This window comes from Blautia intestinalis (assembly GCF_014297355.1).
Taxonomy (GTDB): domain Bacteria; phylum Bacillota; class Clostridia; order Lachnospirales; family Lachnospiraceae; genus Blautia_A; species Blautia_A intestinalis.
Genome location: NZ_JACOQE010000015.1, coordinates 24,197 through 46,279, shown reverse-complemented (window position 1 = coordinate 46,279; position 22,083 = coordinate 24,197). Strand labels below are relative to the sequence as shown.

The following is a 22,083-nucleotide window of genomic DNA, read 5'->3' as shown; positions in this document are numbered from 1 at the left end:
TCGTATTTGTTACAGGAAATTACTTCGTAAATTTCCTGTAACAGATGTCGGATTCTATATCCCTGAATTTTCGGATCTCAGGCTGATCTGTCAGATGCTCTCCAATCTGTTTTTCCATCCAGACCATGTTGTACCACGTGCGGAATTTGTATCCGCACTGATAAAATTCACCAACGAGACGATAGCCCATGTGTGTATGGAATTCGACGCTGTTATTATTGAGGTGAGGGTCTTCTGTTGGTGTGCAGGCAATACATGCATTCATATTGAGAATGCCCTGTTTTTTTAATGCATTTTCCAGCGCATCATGGAGAAGTCTGCCGATGCCGGAGTGCTTTAGATTCTGATCTACATAGATGGAAGTTTCAACAGCCCAGTCATATGCAGCACGCTCGTGAAACGGTCCTGCATAGGCATATCCCAGAATCGTATGATCCTTTTCTGCAACGAGATATGGATATTTTTCCAGCGTGTGTGTGATCCGCCGGGTAAATTCTTCTGTGGATGGAACTTCATATTCAAAGGTGATGGCGGTTTCACGAACATAAGGTGCATAGATTGCAAGGAGTGCGGCTGCATCGTCGGGGGAGGCGGTACGAATGTGAATGTTTGAAGCGGCTGATGACATGATAATACCTCCGTTGAATTGGATGAATTTTGATTCAGAATATTTTCTGCATTCAGCATACCACAATTGACCTTAAGATAAAAGACATGGTAAAATATGACATAATATAAAGAAATACATTGAAAGAGAGCGAAAATTATGATATATAGTTTTGATGGAAGAGTACGATACAGTGAGACCGGTGAAAATGGTCTGCTTACTCTGCCGGGGATTCTGAACTATTTCCAGGATTGCAGCACATTTCAGTCAGAAGAAGTCGGACTTGGCCTTAAAGTACTGAAGGAATGGAAACGTTTCTGGGTATTGTCTGCATGGCAGGTGATTGTTGAACGCTATCCGGCGTTGGGAGAACAGATCAGAACCTCCACATGGGCTTATGGTTTTCGGGGGTTTATGGGTTTTCGTAATTTTACTATGGATACAGCAGATGGCGAACGATTGGCTTATGCAAATACTTTCTGGACGTATATTAACAGAGAGAATGGGGTTCCCGTCAGGCTGACCGAAAGAGATATGGAGGGGTATGGTCTGGAAGAAAAACTGGAAATGGATTATGCCCCCAGGAAAATCGTTTTACCAGAGAAATATATAAAAGAAGATGTATTTTATGTCCAGAAGCATCACCTGGATACGAATCATCATGTAAACAATTGCCAGTATGTACAGATGGCAATGGATTATCTTCCGGCGAACTATAAGATTTATCAGATGCGTGCAGAATACAAGCAGCAGGCACGGTTGAATAATCAAATTTTCCCGGGAAAAGCAGAAGCAGATGGTGTGACTAAAATTTTATTAAATGACCGGAATAATGAACCATATGCCGTTGTTGAATTTATGGAAAAAATGTGAGATAAACAGACAGGAGGTATATGTATGAGGGGAAAGTATCAGAGACAGCTGGTAGGCGTTTTCGGTGATCCAGTAGATGATAATCCTACAGTAATTATGGAACAGGCTGCTTTTGATTCAGAACAGATACCGATGGACTATCTGACAATCCAGGTAAAGTGCGGTGATCTTGAAAATGCGATGAAGGGTCTGCGCGCAATGAACTTTACCGGGATTAATATTACAATGCCACATAAGGGAGAAGTTCTTCGGTATCTGGATGAAGTCTCAGAGAGCGCACAGATCATGGGTGCCGTAAATACAATCTACTGGAAAGACGGAAAACTGGCCGGTGAAAATACAGATGGCAAAGGTTTCCTGAAAAGTCTGAATGACGGAAATGTCGCTACGGAAGGGAAAAACGCAGTGATTTTGGGCGCCGGAGGTGCTGCCAGAGCTATTGCTGTGGAACTGGCCGGGGCAGGAATGCGTAATATTATGGTGATCAACCGAAACAGAGACCATGCACAGCTACTTGTGGATATTATAAACAAAAAGACACTTGCAACAGGAAATTTTATGCCGTGGGATGGCTGTGTACAGATTCCGGAAGATACAGATATTCTGGTGAATGCAACATCAATCGGTTTTCAGGATGATGCAAAACCGGATATTCAGTATAAAAAACTGCCGAAGGATCTGGTAGTATGTGATGTAATTCCAAATAAATTAAGAACTTCGTTTTTACAGGAGGCAGAGAGACATAATTTAAGAACGTTTAATGGTTTGGAAATGCTGGTAAATCAGGGTGCATTGGCTTATGAGTTGTGGACAGGACGAAAAGCACCTGTGGAAGTAATGAAGCAGGCAATGAAAAAAGAATACGGAGAGTGCTGAGAAAAATATATGAGTGGAATTAAGGATGTTGCAAAAAAAGCAGGAGTGTCCATTTCAACGGTGTCCAATGTCCTGAACAAATCAAAATATGTAAGCCCGGATCTGGTGATGCGTGTAGAAAAAGCTGTAGAAGAGCTTTCTTATGAGGCTAATCCGATAGCAAGAAGCATGAAAAATAATAAAACGGGAACGATCGGAGTGATCACAGAAGATATGTGCGGAGTGTTTTATCCGTACGTAGTAAAGGGAATCAATTCAGTAGCAGTAGAAAAAGGATATCAGATCATCATTTGTGATACACAGGCAACCTATGGTGACAAGGATGCAATCAAAAGAGAAAAAGAGTTGTTTCGAAGACTGATAGCGAACCGGGTAGACGGAATTATTTTTGTCTCTTCAATATCAAATGAGAGCGCAGAAAAATATTTTTCACAGTTGAGAAAACAGGCAAATAAATATAAAAAAATCCCGCTGGTAAGTATGGAACGTGACATGACGGACGTTGGGATTGATTCTGTGTATTTTGACGGATATGCAAATGCACAGAAGGCAGTGCAGCACCTGATCGACTGTGGATGCAAAAAAATATGTCATATTACGGGTGCCACAGAACTGCAGATCGCGCTGGAGCGTATAAGAGGCTACGAAGACTGCCTGAAGAAGAATGACATGTATTATGACAGGGAAAAAATGATGACCTACGGTGATTACAGCCATCAGAGCGGTTATACATGTATGAAACAGCTACTGGAACAGGTGCCGGATCTGGACGGTGTATTCTGTGGAAACGACCAGATGGCGATTGGTGCGCTGAAAGTCCTGAAAGAATATGGAAAGAGAATACCGGAAGAAATCAAACTTATGGGATATGATGATGTTTTCCTCTCGAGTGTGATAGAACCGTCACTTTCAACAATCCATATCCGGAAAAGACATGCCGGGATCGAAGCGGCGAAGATACTGTTTCAGAGAATAGAAGAACAGGATGAGAAATATTATGATGCAATAGGTATCAAAATGAATGCAAGACTTGTTGTACGAAAATCAACAGTAGAAGATGCACCGGAAGACTGGAATCTGGTCGACTGGTAAAAGGATATCCCCGATATCATCTGATGATGGTGGCGTCGGGGATTTTTTTGTAGATAAATTTGCAAAAAATATAAATAATTGTATAATCAAAACAAATGAAAAAACGTTTTACGGAACGGGGGGGGGTAAAACTTAAAAAATATTGTGCAATTTTAACAAAAATGCACCAGAAAAACGTTTCACTATTTACAAATATTAAATTGTGTACAAAAATCAATTGACAAATACAATATAAAAAGATATGATAAATCTATCTTGAGACGGCAAAAGCACTTAAAACATATGTATATTATGTGAAAAATAGTGCAAAAAGCACAATAATCAACAAGACTATTTTTTTTAACCATTAGAAAAACGTTTTACCAAAAAGGAGAGGATCATATGCAAAATAAAAAAAGACTTGCTGAAAAAGCGTTGGAACAGGGTGGCGGAATTTTAAGACTTGCTCCTACCTGGGTACCGAGATCGTTTTGCAGACCGGGAAAAAGAATCAAACTTCATCCGGATGATTATTTTGTTCTGGGTCAGAGAGGTGGAATAGATGAGAGATGGTTTTCATCTACCACATGGGCTGAGAATGGGCCGGATACACCGGAAGATGAAGGCCTCAGCTATGTTGTAGTTGATGATGAAGGAAAAGAAAAAGTTCTGCTCAGAGATGTTGTGGAACTTCTGGGAGCAGAGGTTATCGGAGAGACACTCTGGAATAAATATCACAGATGGCCGATGTTTTCCAAATTCTTTGATAATGCAGGCCCGTTGCCGCATCACATCCATCACAGAGATCAGCATGCGAACAGAGTTGGTGCTTCAGGAAAACCGGAAATGTATTTCTTCCCGTCACAGTTAAATAACCACGGTGGAGAATTTCCATTTACTTTCTTCGGACTGAATCCTGAAACTACAAAAGAAGAAGTTCTTGAATCTCTGAAAAACTTTACAAAAGGAGATAACAGAATCACTTCTCTGGCAATGGCATATAAGCTGGATCTTGATACCGGATGGGATGTACCTCCGGGAGTATTACATGCACCTGGAAGCCTTTGTACTTATGAACCGCAGTTTGCATCAGATGTATACGCAATGTATCAGTCAGTCCTTCTGAACGGACAGATCGTAGGAGAAGATCTTCTCTGGAAGAACACACCGGAAGAAGAGCTTGGAAATTATGAATACCTGCTGGATGTTATCGACTGGGATAAGAACGTAGATCCTGATTTCCATAAGAACCGTTTTATGGCACCGAAGCCGGTGAGACCGATGGAAGACATGATCGCAGATGGATACATTGAAGAGTGGATTTGCTATAAGTGTGAAACAGTCTGTGCAAAACGCCTGACTGTTCTCCCGGGACAGACTGTAACAATCAAAGACAGCGCACCATATGGTCTGATCTGTCTGGAAGGCCACGGAACTTTCGGAAAATGGGAAATCGAATCTCCGGCACTGATCCATTATGGACAGCTGACACATGACGAATATTTTGTAACTGAAAAAGCAGCAAAAGAAGGTGTTGTGATTACAAATCCATCCACCACAGATCCAATCGTGATTCTGAAACATTTCTCGGAAAACCCGGATTTGGTTATTGAATAGAAAATTGAAGGAGGAGAAAAGTCTTGGGAGGCAAATACATACTGGAAGCCACAGGAATTGATAAAGCTTTCTCCGGAGTAACTGTACTGAAAGGAGCAGAACTCTGTATTGAACCAGGTGAGCTCCACGCACTGATGGGTGAAAATGGTGCAGGAAAATCTACTCTTATGAAAATTATTATGGGTATTTATACAAAAGACGCAGGCAAGGTTGTTCTTGACGGTAAAGAAGTTGAATTCAAGTCGGCAAGAGAAGCACTTGATGCCGGAATATCCATGATCCATCAGGAATTAAGCCCTATTCCAGAAATGACAGTTGCAGAGAATGTTTTTCTTGGAAGGGAACAGAAAAAAATCAAAGGGTTGCCTTTTGTAGATAAAAAGCAGTTAAATCAGAAAACACAGGAGCTTCTTGTTGAATATGAACTGGACCAGTACATAAAACCAACAATGAAAATGAAGAATCTGAATATTGCTCAGATTCAGATGATGGAGATCATCAAAGCGGTTTCCTACAATTCCAAAGTTATCATTATGGATGAGCCTACCTCTTCTTTATCAGAAAAAGAGACAGAGACACTGTTCCATATCATTGATAATCTGAGATCAAAAAAAGTTGGAATTATTTACATTTCCCATCGAATGGAAGAAGTTTTTGAACTTGCCGACAGAGTTTCCGTACTTCGAGATGGACAGTTTATAGGTTGCATGAAAGTTGCTGATGCATCCAGAGAACAGTTGATCAACATGATGGTAGGTCGTGAACTAGAAGGTGGTTATCCGACCAACACGGCGAAAAAAGGAGAAGTAGTTCTTGAACTGAAGAATTTCACCAGAAAAGGTGTTTTTGAAGATGTAAATCTTAAAGTAAGAGCTGGTGAGATTCTTGGACTGGCGGGACTGGTAGGTGCTGGAAGAAGTGAAGTAATGAGAGCACTTGTGGGTTATGACAAACTGGATTTCGGAGAAATTTATCTGGAAGGAAAACAGATTACGATCAGACATCCACAGGATGCAATCAAACATCACATTGTAATGGCATCAGAAGACCGAAAAGAACTGGGACTGGTGCTTTGCAGAAATATTAAAGAAAACGTATCTTTACAGAACTTTGATAAATTATCTGGTGCATCATTCATTCAGAAGTCGAAGGAAAGAAAACTTGCAAAAGAATATACAGAAAAAATGGCAACTAAGATGAATGGAATCGATGATCTGGTATCCAGTCTTTCGGGAGGTAATCAGCAGAAGGTTGTTTTAGCAAAATGTCTGATGTCAGAGCCTAAGGTGCTGATCATGGATGAGCCTACACGTGGTATTGACGTAGGTGCAAAAGCCGCAATTTATAACATTATGATCGATCTGGCAAAACAGGGTATTGCGATCATTATGATTTCCTCTGAAATGCCTGAGCTGATTGGAATGAGTAACCGTATTATGGTTATGGCAAACGGCAGAGTAAAAGGAGAGCTGGAAGGCGAAGAAACAGCTTCTCAGCAGGCTATTATGAATCTAGCATTTGGAGGAAATGAACAATGACACAAAAAAAAGATATAGGAAAGATCCTGAGACAATTTGGACTTGTATTTGTTGCTCTTTTTATCATTGTCTTTATGAGCATCAAATCAGATGTATTTCTGACAAGTCAGAATATCATTAATATTCTGAGACAGATTTCCATAAATGGTATTCTGGCAGTTGGTATGACATTCGTAATTCTTACCGGCGGTATCGACCTTTCAGTCGGATCTGTAGTTGCTATCACGGGTGTTATCGTTGGTTCACTGCTTCAGAGTGGTACAAACTGGTTCCTTGCAAGTCTTGCAGCACTGGTAATCTCCGCTATATGTGGAGTATTTAACGGATGGCTCATCTCCTATGTAGGATTCCAGCCATTTATTGCAACACTGTCAACAATGACTATCGGACGTGGTTTTGCACAGGTTTATTCCAATGGTAAACCGTACACGATCTCCGATCCGAGCTTTAAGGTAATCGGTCAGGGATACTTTCTGGGAATCCCGGTTCCGATCATCCTTCTGGTAATCTTCTGTATCATTGGCCTAGTCATTCTTACAATGACAACCTTTGGACGTTACGTATTTGCAATCGGTGGTAACATGAACGCCGCAAAACTTTCAGGTGTACGTACACAGAGAGTACAGCTTATGGTTTATGTAATGTCTTCCATTTGTGCATGGATGGTTGGTCTGATCCTTGCAGCACGTATCAGTTCCGGTCAGCCGACAGCTGGTGAATCCTATGAAATGGATGCTATCGCCGCAACAGCGATCGGTGGAACAAGTATGAGTGGTGGTATCGGTTCTCTGTCAGGAACTATCATCGGTTTCGTAATTCTGGGTCTGTTACAGAACTCCATGAACCTGATGAATATCAACTCTTTCTGGCAGCAGATTGTAAAAGGTTTACTGATCATCATCGCAGTATTCCTGGATATGAGAACAAAAGGTAAAAAAGCATAATTAAGCACTACAAAAATAAAAACTGAATAATGGGGAATTTAATATCACAGTGATATTAAAAATATAACATTTTCTTTTAAGGAGGAAGCAAATATGAAGAAAAAAGTTTTGGGTGGGTTACTTGCAGTTTCTATGATCGCAACAATGGGTGCATTTAATGTATCAGTATCAGCAGCAGAGAAGGACAATGCTGATATCAAGATCGGTTTCTCATCAAAAGACAACTCTGACACATTCGTAGCAGCTATTGCAGATGCAGCTGAGGCAGAGGCAAAAGAACTTGGCGTAGAGCTTCTTATGTATGATGCAGGCGGCGATGTAAATAAACAGATCAGTGACTGCGAAACTCTTCTGGCAGCAGGAGTAGATGCTCTTGTTGTAATTCCACAGAGTGTAGAAGGAAGTGCTCCTGTTGTTTCCATGGCAAATGACGCAGGTGTTCCGATCATCGTTGACAATGGTGACATCGGTGATAAGAATTACACAGCATTTGTAGGTTGTACAGATCAGGAATCCGGTGAACTTCTCGGTAAATGGTTCATGGAAGAATCCGGACTTGAAAAAGGATCCAAAGTAGCGATCATTGAAGGACCTATGGGACAGTCAGGACAGGTTGGACGTATGGCAGGATTCGAAGAAGTCGGAATGCTTGACTATTTCGATGTAGTAGCTACTCAGACAGCTAACTGGAAACGTGATGAAGCTATGGCACTTGCAGAAGACTGGATCACAACTTATGGTGATGATCTGAAAGCTATCATCTGCGAGAACGATGATATGGGTATGGGTGCTCTTTCAGCAGCACAGGCAGCAGGCAGAGACGACATCATCATCGGTGGTGTAGATGGTCTTGATGATGCAGTAGCAGCAGTTAAAGATGGTTCCTATGGTGTATCTGTTCTTCAGGACTCCGCAGGACAGGGACGTGTTGGTGTTGATGTTGCAGTTGCAGCAGCTAAAGGCGAAGAAGTTGAGCTTGATACAAGAATTCCATTCCGCCCGATCACAAAAGACAACGTAGATGCATACCTTGAAGGTGGTGTAGATGCTATCTCCGGTGATGACGCAGCAGCAGAAGATACAACTGAAGAGAAAACAGACGAAGCAGCGGATGATACAGCAGCAGAAGATACAACTGAAGAAGAAACAAAATAATTTTTGATTCAGAGAAGCTGACAATATGAATTTATAAAACAAAATGAGACCTAGATAGTAACGCAAGGCACCGCTGGCAAAGAATGGACTTTGCAGCGGTGCTTTTTGCGCCCAAAAACAGAGAAAAAATTAGAAAGGAAACACAAAATGCTGAGAAATATACCAAAAATTTTACCTCCGGAACTGGTAAAGACAATGATGGAAATGGGACATTCCGATGTATTGATTCTGGCAGATGCTAATTTCCCCGGAACCGCACATGCAAAAAAAATGATCCGTATGGACGGCATTATGATTCCAGAGCTTCTGGAAGCAATACTGCAGCTGTTTCCGCTGGACAACTTTATCGACAACCCGGTGAGACTTATGAGAAACCTTCCGACAGAGCCGGTTCCGGAGATTTGGGAAACATACAGAGAACTTTTAAACAAATATGACAAAGATGATGCATTCCATGATTTTGAATTTATAGATCGTCTTCCGTTTTACAAAACAGCAGAAGATGCATTTGTGATCGTTCAGACAGGAGACGAATCCCGTTATGGAAACATAATCCTTCAGAAAGGGGTTTGCTGAAAAATGAATTATCAGGAAGAGAAAAAGTACATCGGACATAAGGATCAGCTGATGAAAGTAAAGAAGATCCGTATGGAAGATGGAAAGGCATCCGGTGTGGAAATGGTGGATGTTCAGAATCGTTCGGGTATGCATTTTGATGTAAATATAAGCAGAGGAATGGATATTCCGTATCTTGATTTCTGCGGAGAAAACATTGGATTTATTTCACCATGTGGTGTGGTTGCACCGGAATATTTTGATGACAAGGGACTTGGATTCCTCAAAAGCTTTACCGCGGGATTCATGACCACGTGTGGATTAAAAGTTGCAGGTGCCCCATGCGAGTATGAGGGAACTTCTTATGGACTTCATGGAAATCTTTCACATACACCGGCAGAAAATGTCAGTTATGTGATCGACGAAAGTGGCGAAACACCATGTGCAGTGATCAGAGGAACCGTTCGTGATGCGATTATTTTCGGAGACAAGATGTCACTGAACCGTGAAATCCGCTGCTATTACAAAGACAGAAAAATCACAGTCAGAGATAAGGTAAAAAATGAAGGATTCAAAAAAGTCCGCCAGATGATTCTTTATCACTGTAATATCGGTTATCCGATCCTTACACCGGACAGCGAAGTATATATACCGGCACTGGAAACAAAGGCAAGAGATGAACATGCGCAGGAAGGCATTGCAGACTGGATGTATCCTGAAGCGGCAGATCCGGATTATGAGGAGATGTGTTATTATCACAAACTGAAACCGGATGAAAACAATCATTCAAAAGTTGCCATATTCAATCCGGAACTTGATCTGGGTATTGCAATCGAAATCGACTTAAGTACTCTGGATCACCTTGTTCAGTGGAAGATGATGGGAGCAGGAGACTATGTTATGGGTCTGGAACCTGCAAACTCTACGATTGATGGAATCGAAGATGCGGTAAATAACGGCTCAATGAAATACCTCGAGCCAGGAGAAGTAAAAGAATACAATCTGACCTTTCAAATTTTAAAGGGAAGAGAAGAGTTCGAAGCTGTAAAAAATCTTTAAGAGTAAAAGGAGAAAAATCATGACAGAAAAAGATCTGATCAAAAAAGCCGGCGATGCACTGGATGCAAAGCTTGAAGAAGCCAAAAAAACAGGAAATCTTGTAGTAAAAGATGCAACAGAAGATGAAGCAGTTATTCGCTCCACATTTAAAAAAGGAGAAGGCGTTTTCCGCCTGTTTCCTGCATTCGTACCGAGAAGATTTGGTAAAGCAGGTCACAGATTAAAACTTCATCCGGATGATTATTTTGCATTTGGTATGGCACGAGGTTCCATCACTGAGAGATGGTTTGCATCAACAATTGCAGCACAGAATGGTGAGACTGCAAAAGCCGATGAAGGTATGGCATATGTTTGTGTAGATTATGACAGTGACGAAAAATTTTCTCTGAGAAACGCTGTAAAAGTACTTGGAGAAGAGATTGTTGGTAAAGAATTAATGGAAAAATACAACGGATGGCCGATGTATTCCAAATTCTTTGATAATGAAAATCCACTGTTCCATCATCTGCATCTGGGATTTGAAGATGCTGCAAGAGTAGGCAAACTCGGAAAACCGGAAAACTATTATTTCCCGAAACAGTTAAATAACTATTTTGGTGAAGCAAACTACACATATTTCGGATTTGACCCGGATGTTGATCCGGAAGAGATTAAAGACAGAATCCGTCATTTTGCAGATGATGATACACGAATTACAGAACTTTCCAGAGCTTACAGAGTAGAGCTTGGAACCGGCTGGTATACACCGGCGGGCGTTATCCATGCACCGGCATCTGTACTGACATATGAGCCACAGTGGAACTCCGATGTAAACTCCGTATATGAAAACATTGTATCTGGTGAAGTTTATCCTCCGGAAATGCTGGATGAGGAGCTTCCGGAAGACAAGAAAGATATTGAAGATGTATTCAAACTTCTTGACTGGGATAAGAACGTGGATCCTCACTACAGAAAACACTACTTCCGCAGACCAATCGTAGAGACAGAAACAGAACAGTATGTACAGAAATGGATTACATACGCAAATCCATACATTGCAGCAAAAGAGCTGACCGTATATCCGGGACAGACTGTAACAATTAAAGACGGCGCTGCATATGGCTGTATCTTCGTTCAGGGGCATGGAAAATTTGGTGTTTATGATGCTGAGGCCCCGACATTACTTCACTTTGGCCAGCAGAGCTCTGATGAATTCTTCGTATCAGAGCAGGCATCTGTAAAAGGAATCACAATTACAAATACCAGCAAGGTAGAACCGCTCGTAGTTCTGAAACATTTTGGACCGAACTGCCCGGGTGTACCGCAGGAAGTACCTGAAAACTAAGAAATGCTGTGAGAAGGTAAGCCTGAATAAAACGGGAATATCTTTGTGAAAATTTGCCCAGGATACCGGAAATTGGTGTGTCCTGGGCTGTTTTTGTATATAGGAGGATGGATATGAAGTATTTACTGGGAATTGATAATGGCGGAACATTTTCAAAAGCAGCGATTTTTGATGAAAATGGTGAACAGATTTCAGTGGCAAGTGTTCCGACAGAGACACTTACACCAAAACCGGGTTACACAGAAAAAAATCTGGATGATCTCTGGGACGTGAACGCACAGGCAATCAAAAATGCAATTGAGAAAAGCGGAATCGATTCGAAAGAAATCGTAGGAATTTCTTTTTCCGGAGCAGGAAAAGGCCTTTATATGGTTGGCTATGATGGAAAACCATCCTATAACGGAATTATGTCAACTGATACAAGAGCCTGGGAGCAGGTGGAAAAATGGTATGCAGATGGTACAAATAAAAAAGTTTATGAAAAAACATTTCAGGAAATTCTGGCTGTGCAGCCGGTGAGCCTGCTGGCTTGGTTCAGGGATAACAAACCGGAAATTCTGGAAAAAACAAAATATATTTTTGCGGTAAAAGATTATATCCGTTTCTGCCTCACCGGAGAAGCATACAGCGAATATACAGACTGCTCTGGCGGAAATCTGGTCAACATGGTTACGAAACAGCACGACCGGGAACTGATGGCACTGTATGGACTGGAAGATTGCTATGACAAACTGCCACCGCTGAAATATTCTGCTGACATATGCGGATATGTTACAAAAGAAGCAAGTGAAAAGACTCTGCTTCCAGAGGGAACACCGGTCGCAGCGGGAATGTTTGATGTGAATGCCTGCGGTATTGCATCCGGACTTTGCGGTGAAGAGGATATGTGTATGATCGCCGGTACATGGAGTATCAATGAATTTATCCGAAAGGAACCTGTATTAAACGGTACGGTAGCATTAAATTCCATGTTCTGTATGCCGGGATATTTTCTCATTGAGGAGAGCAGCCCGACTTCCGCAGGAAACATGGAATGGTTTATTAAAAACCTGATGAGCTATGAAAAGAAAGAAGCAAAAGAAAACGGAGGATCTGTTTATGACATTACAAATGAATGGGTAGCATCCATCGAGCCACAGGACAGTAATGTGATTTTCCTTCCGTTTCTGAACGGTTCCAATGAAGATCCGCTTGCAAAGGGAACTTTTGTGGGTCTCACTGCTTATCATTCTAAAAAACATATGCTGCGTGCAGTTTATGAGGGAATTGTTTTCTCACACATGACTCATGTGAAGAAACTGCTCCGAAACCGTGGCGTTCCAAAGAGCATAAGACTCTCCGGTGGTGCGGCAAATTCTGATGTATGGGTACAGATTTTTGCGGATACACTCCAGATACCGATAGATGTAGTCGGTGACAAAGAACTTGGTGCACAGGGGGCTGCGATGGCGGCAGGTATTGCAGCCGGTGTTTACAAAGATTACAGAGAAGCAATCGAAAAGACTGTGAAGATTACAAAAACCATTTATCCGAGACCGGAATACAAAGAAATCTATGAAGAAAAATATGCAACATACCGTGCAGTGATCGACGGACTGAGCAGCGCATGGAAACGTTTCAAAAACTAACAACAGGAGGGACAGATTATGTTAAAAATGGCAATCATGGGAGCTGGTTCTATCGCAAATAAAATGGCGGATACCATTACAAAAATGAACGATGTAAAGGCATATGCCATTGCAGCCAGAGATACAGAAAGAGCAGCAGCATTTGCTAAGAAATATGGATTTACAAAATTTTATGGTTCTTATGAAGAAATGCTAAAAGATCCTGAAGTACAGCTTGTTTATATTGCAACACCACATTCACACCATTATAAATGCGCAAAAATGTGTCTGGAAGCAGGCAAACATGTACTCTGCGAAAAGGCGTTTACTGTAAATGCTGAGCAGGCAAAAGAAATCCTGAAACTGGCAGAGGAAAAGAAACTTCTGCTTACAGAAGCTATCTGGACAAGATATATGCCTTCAAGAAATATGATTAACAAGCTTATTGCTGACGGAACTATAGGAGAAGTTACCTCTCTGACTGCAAATCTGGGATATGAACTCAGCGAAGTAAAACGAATCTGGGATCCGCAGTTGGCAGGCGGGGCCCTGCTTGATGTAGGGGTTTATCTGGTAAACTTTGCAAGTATGATTTTCGGTGAAGATCTGGAGCATGTACAGTCAGAAGCTGTTTTTAAAAATGGTGTCGATATGATTGACAACATCAATATGACTTTTGCCGGCGGAAAAACAGCATCCATGCAGTGCAATGTTCATGCAGTACAGAACCGTCAGGGTACGATCTTTGGAACAAAAGGTTATATTGAGATCACAAATATCAATAATCCGGAAGAAATCAAAGTATTCAACGACCAGTATGAAAAAGTGCTGTCATGCACTCCGCCGAAACAGATCACAGGATATGAATACGAAGTGGAAGCATGCTGCAAAGCAATTGAAGAGGGCAGACTGGAATGTCCGGAGATGCCTCACAGAGAAACAATACGTGTGATGGAAATCATGGATGAAATGCGTAGGTCATGGGGATACGAAATTCCGATCATGAAATAAGAGGGAAAAAGATGAAAAAATATTCACTGGGGTTATATGAGAAAGCAATGCCGGGAACTCTGGACTGGAAAGAGAAACTGGAGGCTGCAAAAGAGGCCGGATATGATTTTGTAGAAATTAGTATTGACGCGACCGAAGAAAAAATCGCACGTCTGGATATGACAAAAGAAGATCGTTTCGAGATTATCAAAGCCATGTATGAAGTCGGAATGCCGATCCGAACGATGTGTGTAAGTGCGCTTACAAAATATTCTCTTGGAAATGACAAGGAAGAATACTGTAAGCGTGGAATGGAAATCCTTGAGAAATCACTTCGGCTTGCAGATGATTTGGGAATCAGAGTAGTCATGATACCGGGTTATGATGTGTATTATGAGCCGTCAACTTTAGAAACAAAGAAGAGATTTCTCAAAAACCTGAAAAAAGCATCAGAACTGGCGGAGAAGGCTGGAATTCAACTGGGCCTTGAAACAATGGAAAATGAGTTTATGAATACTGTTGAAAAGGCTATGAAATATGTTACTTTATGTAATTCCAATTATCTGAAAATATATCCGGATATTGGAAATCTGACAAATGCAGCTGTTACATATCAGTCAGATGTGCTGGAGGATATGGAACTGGGAAGAGGAAATCTTACTTCATTACATTTGAAAGAAACACTTCCGGGAAGATTCCGGGAAGTGCCGTATGGTACAGGTCATGTAGATTTTGAAGCGGCAATCAGCAAAGCGTGGGACTTGGGAGTACGCAGGTTTGTCACAGAATTCTGGTACACCGGAAACGAAAACTGGAAAGCAGATCTTAATTCTGCAGCGGGAATGGCAAAACCGATTCTGGAGAAAATGAATTAAATTACGTATTAAAAAGGAGAACGAAATGTTAGAGAAATTAAAAGAAGAAGTATACAGAGCAAATATGGATCTGCCGAAATACGGACTGGTCACATTTACATGGGGAAATGTCAGCGGTATTGACCGTGAAAAAGGACTTTTTGTTATTAAACCGAGTGGAGTAGAGTATGACAAATTAAGACCGGAAGATATGGTTGTTGTGGATCTTCAGGGAAATAAAGTAGAGGGTGAATACAATCCGTCTTCGGATACCCCGACACATGTGGTTCTGTACAATGAATTTCCAGATATCGGGGGAATCGTACATACACATTCTGAGTGGGCAACAAGCTGGGCACAGGCAGGAAGATCCATTCCGTGCTATGGAACGACTCATGCAGACTATATCTATGGAGAGGTTCCGTGCGTACGTAATCTGACAAAAGATGAGATCGAAGAGGCATACGAAAAAAATACGGGCGTGTTGATCGCAGAACATTTCAAAAACAGCGATTATAAAGCTGTTCCGGCAGTACTGTGCAAAAATCACGGACCATTTACATGGGGAAAAGATGCACATGAAGCTGTTCATAATGCAGTTGTCCTGGAAGAAGTGGCAAAGATGGCATGCCGCTGTGAACTGATCAATTCGCAGGTAAGACCGGCACCACAGGAACTTCAGGATAAGCATTACTACAGAAAACACGGAGCAAATGCTTATTATGGACAGATTAAGAAATAAAATCCGATAAAAAATACAAAGCGTGCTGTACGGTTTTATGTACAGCACGCTTTAATACTTCAAGAGCCAAATCATCAATACGAAATCCAGTCATTCCGGAAGTGTATAAGGAAAAGCTGGAGCATCCGGACAGTTCAGATATTCTTTCAGGCAGGAAATAATAAATTCATGGTCTGCAATATGATAAAGATTAGAAGCAATGACCGCACCGATTACGGTTTTGCTGCCTTTTATGCGAATAGGAAAACCGCCGCCGCATAATGCATAATCGTTGTTTGATAAAGCGTGTGTTTCCAGGGTGTCGTTGTCATGTTCAAAAGTAAATGTGGATAAAAGAGAACTGCGTTCCATCAGTTTTACGAAATTGAATTTTCGATCCATCCATTTCTGGTTTAAAAGATTGGTTCCGTCAGGGCAATGCTGGAACAAAATACAGCCATTGTTAAGACGGATAGATATGGCAATCGTGATGTTGTGCTTTCTGGCATAGGACACCATAAATGAGCCAAGTTCAAAGGCATCGTCGTTGCAGAAATGCTCGAACTGCAGAAGTTCTTCCTGCTTTTTCAGGATATTCAGATTTTTGCACATAATAAAACCTCCCAATATATTCATAGCATATTTGGAAAAACCTTTTTCTAAGAAATATTATACAGGATAAAGGGGAGAAACCACAAGAGAAATCTCAAGAAGATTTGGCTTTTTTATATCCATTCCTGTTTTTCTGTGTTACAATTAATCTCACAATTAGGTAAAGAAGAAAAACGGACATATATTTGTTTCAGTATCGGAGGAAAATATGATTGAATTAGGAAAGAAACAGACTTTATTTATCGTAAAATCTGTAGAATTTGGAGTATATCTGGCAGAAGATATGCATGCAGATACGAAGCATCAGGTACTTTTGCCGGCAAAGCAGGTTCCGGCAGGCAAAAAGGATGGAGATAAGATCGAAGTATTTATTTACAAAGATTCGCAGGATCGTCCGATCGCCACAACGAATGAGCCGAAGCTCACAGTAGGCGAGGCGGGTCTTCTTAAAGTAAAACAGGTGACAAAGATCGGAGCATTCCTTGACTGGGGACTGGAAAAAGACCTTCTTCTTCCGTATCATGAGCAGACAACAAGGATTTTTGAAGGACAGGAATGTCTTGTTGCTGTTTATGTGGACAAAAGCAGCCGCCTCTGTGCAACCATGAAAGTTTATCCTTATCTTTCTAAGGAGGCACCGTACAGGGAAGGTGATCAGGTAAAGGGCCGTGTATACCAGATCAGCGAAAACTTCGGCGTTTTTGTTGCGGTAGACAATAAATATACTGCACTGATCCCGGCAAGAGAGGCAAAGGGCAAATACCGTCCGGGTACTGTGCTGGATCTCCGTGTCACAAGAGTCAAAGAAGACGGCAAAATGGATGTCAGTGACCGGCAGGAGGCATATCTGCAGATCAGCGAGGATGCAGAGAGTGTACTTGGAATCATTGAGGAATTTGCAGGAGTTCTTCCGTTTGATGATAAGGCTTCCCCGGAAGTTATCCGCCGTGAATTCGGCCTGAGCAAAAATGCGTTCAAGCGTGCCATAGGGCATCTTCTGAAAGAAGGAAAAATTCAGATTAAAGATCGCAGAATCTATCTGGTGAAATAACTGTACATTAAATCGGACATATAAAGCAAAGGACGAGATTATGAATTTTACACATCTTCATGTTCATACAGAATACAGTCTTCTGGATGGCTCCAACAAAATAAAAGAATATGTGGACCGTGTCAGGGAGCTTGGCATGGACAGTGCGGCCATTACAGATCATGGTGTCATGTATGGCGTGATAGATTTTTACCGCGCAGCACGGGCAGCAGGAATCAATCCGATCCTCGGCTGTGAGGTTTATGTGGCACCGGGTTCCCGATTTGACCGTGAAGCGGGAAGCGGCGATGACCGTTATTATCATCTGGTGCTTCTGGCAGAAAACAATCAGGGTTACAGTAACCTGATGAAAATCGTATCAAAGGGATTTGTCGAGGGATTTTATTATAAACCACGGGTGGATCTTTCGCTTCTTGAGAAATATCATGAAGGAATCATTGCATTAAGTGCATGTCTTGCCGGCGAAGTGGCGAGATTTCTCACAAGAGGGATGTATGAGGATGCCAAAAAAGCTGCTCTTCGTTATCAGGATATTTTCGGGAAGGGGAATTTCTTTCTGGAACTGCAGGATCATGGCATTCCGGAACAGCAGAATGTCAATCAGCAGCTTCTGAAAATGCATCGTGAGACAGGAATAGAACTTGTTGCGACCAATGATGTGCATTATACACTTGCAGAGGATGCACAGCCGCATGATGTACTGCTCTGTCTTCAGACAGGTAAGAAACTGGCAGATGAAGACCGTATGCGCTATGAGGGCGGTCAGTATTATGTGAAATCTCCCGAAGAAATGGAACGTCTTTTTCCATATGCGCCGGAGGCGCTTGAGAATACACACAAAATCGCACAGAGATGTCATGTGGAGATTGAATTTGGTGTGACAAAGCTGCCAAAATTTGATGTTCCGGAAGGTTACACTTCATGGGAATATCTGAATGAGCTTTGTTTCAGAGGATTGGAGGAGCGCTACCAGCCAGTCACTGAAGAACTGAAAGAGCGGTTAAATTATGAATTGTCCACGATCAGGAATATGGGCTATGTCGATTACTTCCTGATTGTATGGGACTTTATTAAATATGCGCGCGACCATGACATTATGGTAGGACCGGGACGAGGCTCCGCTGCAGGAAGTCTGGTTGCCTATACACTTGGGATCACACAGCTTGATCCGATTCGATATGATCTTCTGTTTGAGCGTTTCCTGAATCCGGAACGAGTATCCATGCCGGATATCGACGTTGACTTCTGTTTTGAACGAAGACAGGAAGTTATCGATTATGTAAGACGTAAATACGGGGATGACTGTGTCGTACAGATCGTTACATTTGGTACACTGGCGGCCCGTGGTGTTATCCGTGATGTCGGTCGTGTTATGGATCTTCCATATGCACAGGTGGATACTATTGCAAAAATGATTCCGCAGGAGCTGAATATCACGATTGACAAAGCGCTGCAGATGAACCCTGAACTCAAAAAAGTCTATGAGGATCAGAAAGAGATTCATGATCTGATTGATACGGCGAAGCGTCTTGAAGGACTTCCCAGGCATACATCCATGCATGCGGCAGGTGTCGTGATCAGTCAGAAGGATGTTTCAGAGTATGTACCGCTTTCTCGGGCATCCGACGGTTCGATCGTTACACAGTTTACGATGACGACACTTGAAGAACTCGGACTTCTGAAAATGGACTTTCTGGGTCTTCGTACGCTGACAGTTATTCAAAATGCCGTGCATCTGATCGAACAGGATGCCGGTGTGAAGCTGGATATGCAGCATATTGATTATAACGATAAAAAAGTACTGGATTCTCTCGGAACCGGTCGTTCTGACGGTGTATTCCAGCTGGAAAGTGCGGGAATGAAGAACTTCATGAAGGAGCTGAAGCCACAGAGTCTTGAGGACGTTATTGCGGGAATTTCTCTGTACCGTCCGGGTCCGATGGACTTTATTCCGCAGTATATCCGTGGCAAAAACCGCCCGGATACGATCAAATATGACTGTCCTCAGCTGGAGCCGATCCTGAAACCGACTTATGGCTGTATCGTATATCAGGAGCAGGTTATGCAGATCGTACGTAACCTGGCCGGCTATACGCTTGGAAGAAGCGATCTTGTGCGCCGTGCCATGTCAAAGAAAAAAGCCGCAGTCATGGAGAAAGAGCGCCAGAACTTTGTTTATGGTAATGAAGAAGAGGGGGTTCCGGGATGTATTGCAAACGGGATTTCCGAGCAGACGGCAAACAAGATCTATGATGATATGATCGATTTTGCAAAATATGCATTTAATAAATCTCATGCAGCAGCCTATGCGGTTGTTTCTTATCAGACGGCGTTTTTGAAATATTACTATCCGGTGGAATTTATGGCTGCACTTATGACATCGGTGATTGAAATGCCGACAAAAGTGGCAGAATATATTCAGGTATGCCGACAGATGAATATTAAGATCCTTCCGCCGGATGTCAACAGAGGTGCATATGGATTTTCTGTGGATAATGGCGCGATTCGTTATGGACTTTCTGCGATCAAGAGTGTGGGCCGCCCGGTCATCAATGCGCTGGTAGAAGAAAGAGAAGCAAACGGCGAGTATCGTTCTCTGAAAGATTTTATCGAGAGACTGACAGGAACGGTCAACAAGCGTGCAATCGAGAACTTTATCAAAGCCGGTGCGCTGGACTGTCTGGAAGGCAACCGCCGCCAGAAAATGCTTGTTTACGGTCAGATTGTAGACAGTATTGCACAGGAAAAGAAAAATTCTTTTGCCGGTCAGATGAGTCTTTTTGATCTGGTAAGTGATGAAGAAAAGAAAGAATATGAGATCCGGATGCCGGATGTGGAAGAATACGACAAAGAAATGATCCTTGCTTTCGAGAAAGATGTACTCGGAATCTACCTGAGCGGTCATCCACTTGAAAGATACCGTAACATCATGGAAAAAATGATATCCGCGAAAACTACGGATTTCCAGCCGGATGAAGAATCCGGTATACCGAAAGTGTATGATGGACAGAAGGTGATCATTGGTGGAATGATCACGGAGAAGACGATCAAATACACCAGGAATAATAAGGTGATGGCATTCCTTACCGTGGAGGATCTGCTTGGCACTGTCGAGATTGTGGTATTTCCGCGAGATTACGAGAAATGGCAGGCAATGCTTAATGAGGATGCGCGTGTATTTGTGCAGGGGCGTGTCAATGCAGAAGACGACAAGCCGAGTAAGCTGATCCTTGAAAAAGTCAGAGCTTTTGAGGATATGCCGCAGGAACTTTGGATCCAGTTTAAAGACAAAGCCGAGTATGCCGAAAAAGAGCAGGAACTTCTTGAGACGCTGAAAGGATATTCCGGTGTTTCGGCAGTTGTGATCTATCTGAAAGATGTAAATGCGATGAAGCGCCTTCCGGCAGGATATCACGCGCGGATCAGCGATTCTCTGACAGGTGAACTCAGGAAAAAATATGGAGAATCCAACGTTAAAGTTGTGGAAAGAGTATTGAAAAACTTCTGAAAATGCTTTACACTATACAACGAATATGTGTAGTAGATATAACAAAGATTTCCTATTATAATATAATTTTTCGAATACAGATTATAATTTGAGATCTGGAGATGGAGGAATGAATCATGGCAGAGAAACAGATAAAAACCATCGGTGTACTTACAAGTGGCGGTGATGCTCCGGGAATGAACGCTGCAATCCGTGCGGTTGTAAGACGAGGACTGAGCAGCGGACTGAATGTAAAGGGTATTTACAAGGGATACAACGGACTTCTGAATGAAGAAATCGTTGATATGTCTGCCAGAGATGTATCAGATACAATCGAACGTGGCGGAACAATCCTTTATACAGCAAGATGTGCAGAATTCCGTACAGCGGAAGGTCAGCAGAGAGGCGCTGAAATCTGCAAAAAACATGGAATTGACGGACTGGTAGTTATCGGTGGTGACGGTTCTTTTGCAGGTGCACAGAAGCTCGCAAACCTTGGAATCAATACGATCGGTGTTCCGGGAACAATCGACCTGGATATTGCATGTACCGAGTATACGATCGGATTTGATACAGCTGTAAACACAGCAATGGAGGCTATCGATAAGGTTCGTGATACTTCCACATCTCATGAAAGATGCAGTATTATTGAAGTTATGGGACGTAACGCAGGATACCTTGCTATGTGGTGTGGTATTGCCAATGGTGCAGAGGATGTCCTGATCCCTGAGAAATATGATTATGATGAGCAGAAGCTGATCAACAATATCATCGCAAGCCGTAAGGCAGGAAAGAAACACCACATTATCGTAAATGCAGAGGGTATCGGCCATTCAGAGGCAATGGCAAGACGTATCGAAGCTGCAACCGGTATTGAGACACGTGCGACCATCCTTGGCCACATGCAGCGTGGTGGCAACCCGACATGTAAAGACCGTGTATATGCATCTATGATGGGTGCACTTGCAGTAGATCTTCTTGTACAGGGTAAATCCTGCAGAGTTGTTGGATATCGTCATGGTGAGTTTATGGATTTCGATATCAACGAAGCACTTGCAATGCAGAAAGATGTTTCCCCATATATGTGGGAAGTTTGCAATTCTCTTTCTCATAACTATTCTAAATAAATCAGTATATTATTT

General features: G+C 42.2%; 19 protein-coding genes. 17 read left to right on the top strand and 2 right to left on the bottom strand.

The window, feature by feature from the left end; genetic code table 11:
• Nucleotides 1-19: 19 nt before the first annotated feature.
• Nucleotides 20-628: a GNAT family N-acetyltransferase gene (locus H8Z79_RS15440; protein WP_118041309.1), complete on the bottom strand. Its 609-nt coding sequence runs from the start codon at nucleotides 626-628 to the stop codon at nucleotides 20-22.
• Nucleotides 629-766: 138 nt separating this feature from the next.
• Here H8Z79_RS15440 and H8Z79_RS15435 point away from each other — a divergent pair, with 138 nt between their 5' ends.
• From H8Z79_RS15435 to H8Z79_RS15370, 14 genes are all read left to right on the top strand, one after another.
• Nucleotides 767-1,480 carry an acyl-[acyl-carrier-protein] thioesterase gene (locus tag H8Z79_RS15435; RefSeq protein ID WP_072522573.1) on the top strand — a complete coding sequence of 238 codons (714 nt, stop codon included), beginning with the start codon at nucleotides 767-769 and terminating at the stop codon, nucleotides 1,478-1,480.
• 24 nt (nucleotides 1,481-1,504) lie between these two features.
• Nucleotides 1,505-2,356 carry a shikimate dehydrogenase gene (gene aroE, locus H8Z79_RS15430; protein ID WP_118041311.1) on the top strand — a complete coding sequence of 284 codons (852 nt, stop codon included), beginning with the start codon at nucleotides 1,505-1,507 and terminating at the stop codon, nucleotides 2,354-2,356.
• A 9-nt stretch (nucleotides 2,357-2,365) separates the two neighbouring features.
• Nucleotides 2,366-3,448, top strand: coding sequence for a LacI family DNA-binding transcriptional regulator (locus tag H8Z79_RS15425; protein WP_072522575.1), 1,083 nt, complete (start codon nucleotides 2,366-2,368; stop codon nucleotides 3,446-3,448).
• Nucleotides 3,449-3,829: 381 nt separating this feature from the next.
• Nucleotides 3,830-5,044 (top strand): hypothetical protein, encoded by a 1,215-nt coding sequence (locus H8Z79_RS15420; protein ID WP_072522576.1) that lies wholly within the window; start codon nucleotides 3,830-3,832, stop codon nucleotides 5,042-5,044.
• Nucleotides 5,045-5,067: 23 nt separating this feature from the next.
• Nucleotides 5,068-6,582 (top strand): sugar ABC transporter ATP-binding protein, encoded by a 1,515-nt coding sequence (locus H8Z79_RS15415; RefSeq protein ID WP_118041313.1) that lies wholly within the window; start codon nucleotides 5,068-5,070, stop codon nucleotides 6,580-6,582.
• On the top strand, nucleotides 6,579-7,526 hold the full coding sequence (locus tag H8Z79_RS15410) for an ABC transporter permease (protein WP_072522578.1): 948 nt from the start codon (nucleotides 6,579-6,581) through the stop codon (nucleotides 7,524-7,526). The genes H8Z79_RS15415 and H8Z79_RS15410 overlap by 4 nt, the downstream gene beginning before the upstream one ends.
• A gap of 93 nt (nucleotides 7,527-7,619) precedes the next feature.
• A complete protein-coding gene (locus H8Z79_RS15405) occupies nucleotides 7,620-8,681 on the top strand; it encodes a substrate-binding domain-containing protein (protein ID WP_118041315.1) in 1,062 nt (353 codons plus the stop codon).
• Between the two features lie 147 nt (nucleotides 8,682-8,828).
• Nucleotides 8,829-9,257: an RbsD/FucU family protein gene (locus H8Z79_RS15400; protein WP_072523415.1), complete on the top strand. Its 429-nt coding sequence runs from the start codon at nucleotides 8,829-8,831 to the stop codon at nucleotides 9,255-9,257.
• A gap of 3 nt (nucleotides 9,258-9,260) precedes the next feature.
• Entirely contained in the window at nucleotides 9,261-10,295 is a 1,035-nt protein-coding gene (locus H8Z79_RS15395; RefSeq protein WP_118041317.1) for an aldose 1-epimerase family protein, read from the top strand.
• 19 nt (nucleotides 10,296-10,314) lie between these two features.
• The gene (locus H8Z79_RS15390; RefSeq protein WP_200793042.1) at nucleotides 10,315-11,619 is read left to right on the top strand and encodes a cupin domain-containing protein; all 1,305 of its coding nucleotides are present in this window, start codon (nucleotides 10,315-10,317) and stop codon (nucleotides 11,617-11,619) included.
• Between the two features lie 113 nt (nucleotides 11,620-11,732).
• Nucleotides 11,733-13,247, top strand: a complete 1,515-nt coding sequence (locus H8Z79_RS15385; protein WP_118041319.1) for an FGGY-family carbohydrate kinase — start codon at nucleotides 11,733-11,735, stop codon at nucleotides 13,245-13,247.
• A gap of 18 nt (nucleotides 13,248-13,265) precedes the next feature.
• Nucleotides 13,266-14,237 (top strand): Gfo/Idh/MocA family protein, encoded by a 972-nt coding sequence (locus H8Z79_RS15380; protein WP_072522582.1) that lies wholly within the window; start codon nucleotides 13,266-13,268, stop codon nucleotides 14,235-14,237.
• An 11-nt stretch (nucleotides 14,238-14,248) separates the two neighbouring features.
• Entirely contained in the window at nucleotides 14,249-15,091 is an 843-nt protein-coding gene (locus H8Z79_RS15375) for an L-ribulose-5-phosphate 3-epimerase (protein ID WP_072522583.1), read from the top strand.
• Nucleotides 15,092-15,116: 25 nt separating this feature from the next.
• The gene (locus H8Z79_RS15370; protein ID WP_072522584.1) at nucleotides 15,117-15,812 is read left to right on the top strand and encodes an L-ribulose-5-phosphate 4-epimerase; all 696 of its coding nucleotides are present in this window, start codon (nucleotides 15,117-15,119) and stop codon (nucleotides 15,810-15,812) included.
• Nucleotides 15,813-15,902: 90 nt separating this feature from the next.
• On the opposite strand, the gene H8Z79_RS15365 is transcribed toward H8Z79_RS15370, so the two are convergent.
• Nucleotides 15,903-16,403: a heme-degrading domain-containing protein gene (locus H8Z79_RS15365; RefSeq protein ID WP_072522585.1), complete on the bottom strand. Its 501-nt coding sequence runs from the start codon at nucleotides 16,401-16,403 to the stop codon at nucleotides 15,903-15,905.
• Between the two features lie 208 nt (nucleotides 16,404-16,611).
• Here H8Z79_RS15365 and H8Z79_RS15360 point away from each other — a divergent pair, with 208 nt between their 5' ends.
• The 3 genes from H8Z79_RS15360 (at nucleotide 16,612) to pfkA (ending at nucleotide 22,068) form a co-directional block, all read left to right on the top strand.
• A complete protein-coding gene (locus H8Z79_RS15360; protein WP_118041321.1) occupies nucleotides 16,612-17,454 on the top strand; it encodes a CvfB family protein in 843 nt (280 codons plus the stop codon).
• A 40-nt stretch (nucleotides 17,455-17,494) separates the two neighbouring features.
• Nucleotides 17,495-20,962, top strand: coding sequence for a DNA polymerase III subunit alpha (locus H8Z79_RS15355; RefSeq protein ID WP_118041323.1), 3,468 nt, complete (start codon nucleotides 17,495-17,497; stop codon nucleotides 20,960-20,962).
• Between the two features lie 116 nt (nucleotides 20,963-21,078).
• The gene (gene pfkA / locus H8Z79_RS15350; RefSeq protein WP_015543431.1) at nucleotides 21,079-22,068 is read left to right on the top strand and encodes a 6-phosphofructokinase; all 990 of its coding nucleotides are present in this window, start codon (nucleotides 21,079-21,081) and stop codon (nucleotides 22,066-22,068) included.
• Nucleotides 22,069-22,083: the final 15 nt, after the last annotated feature.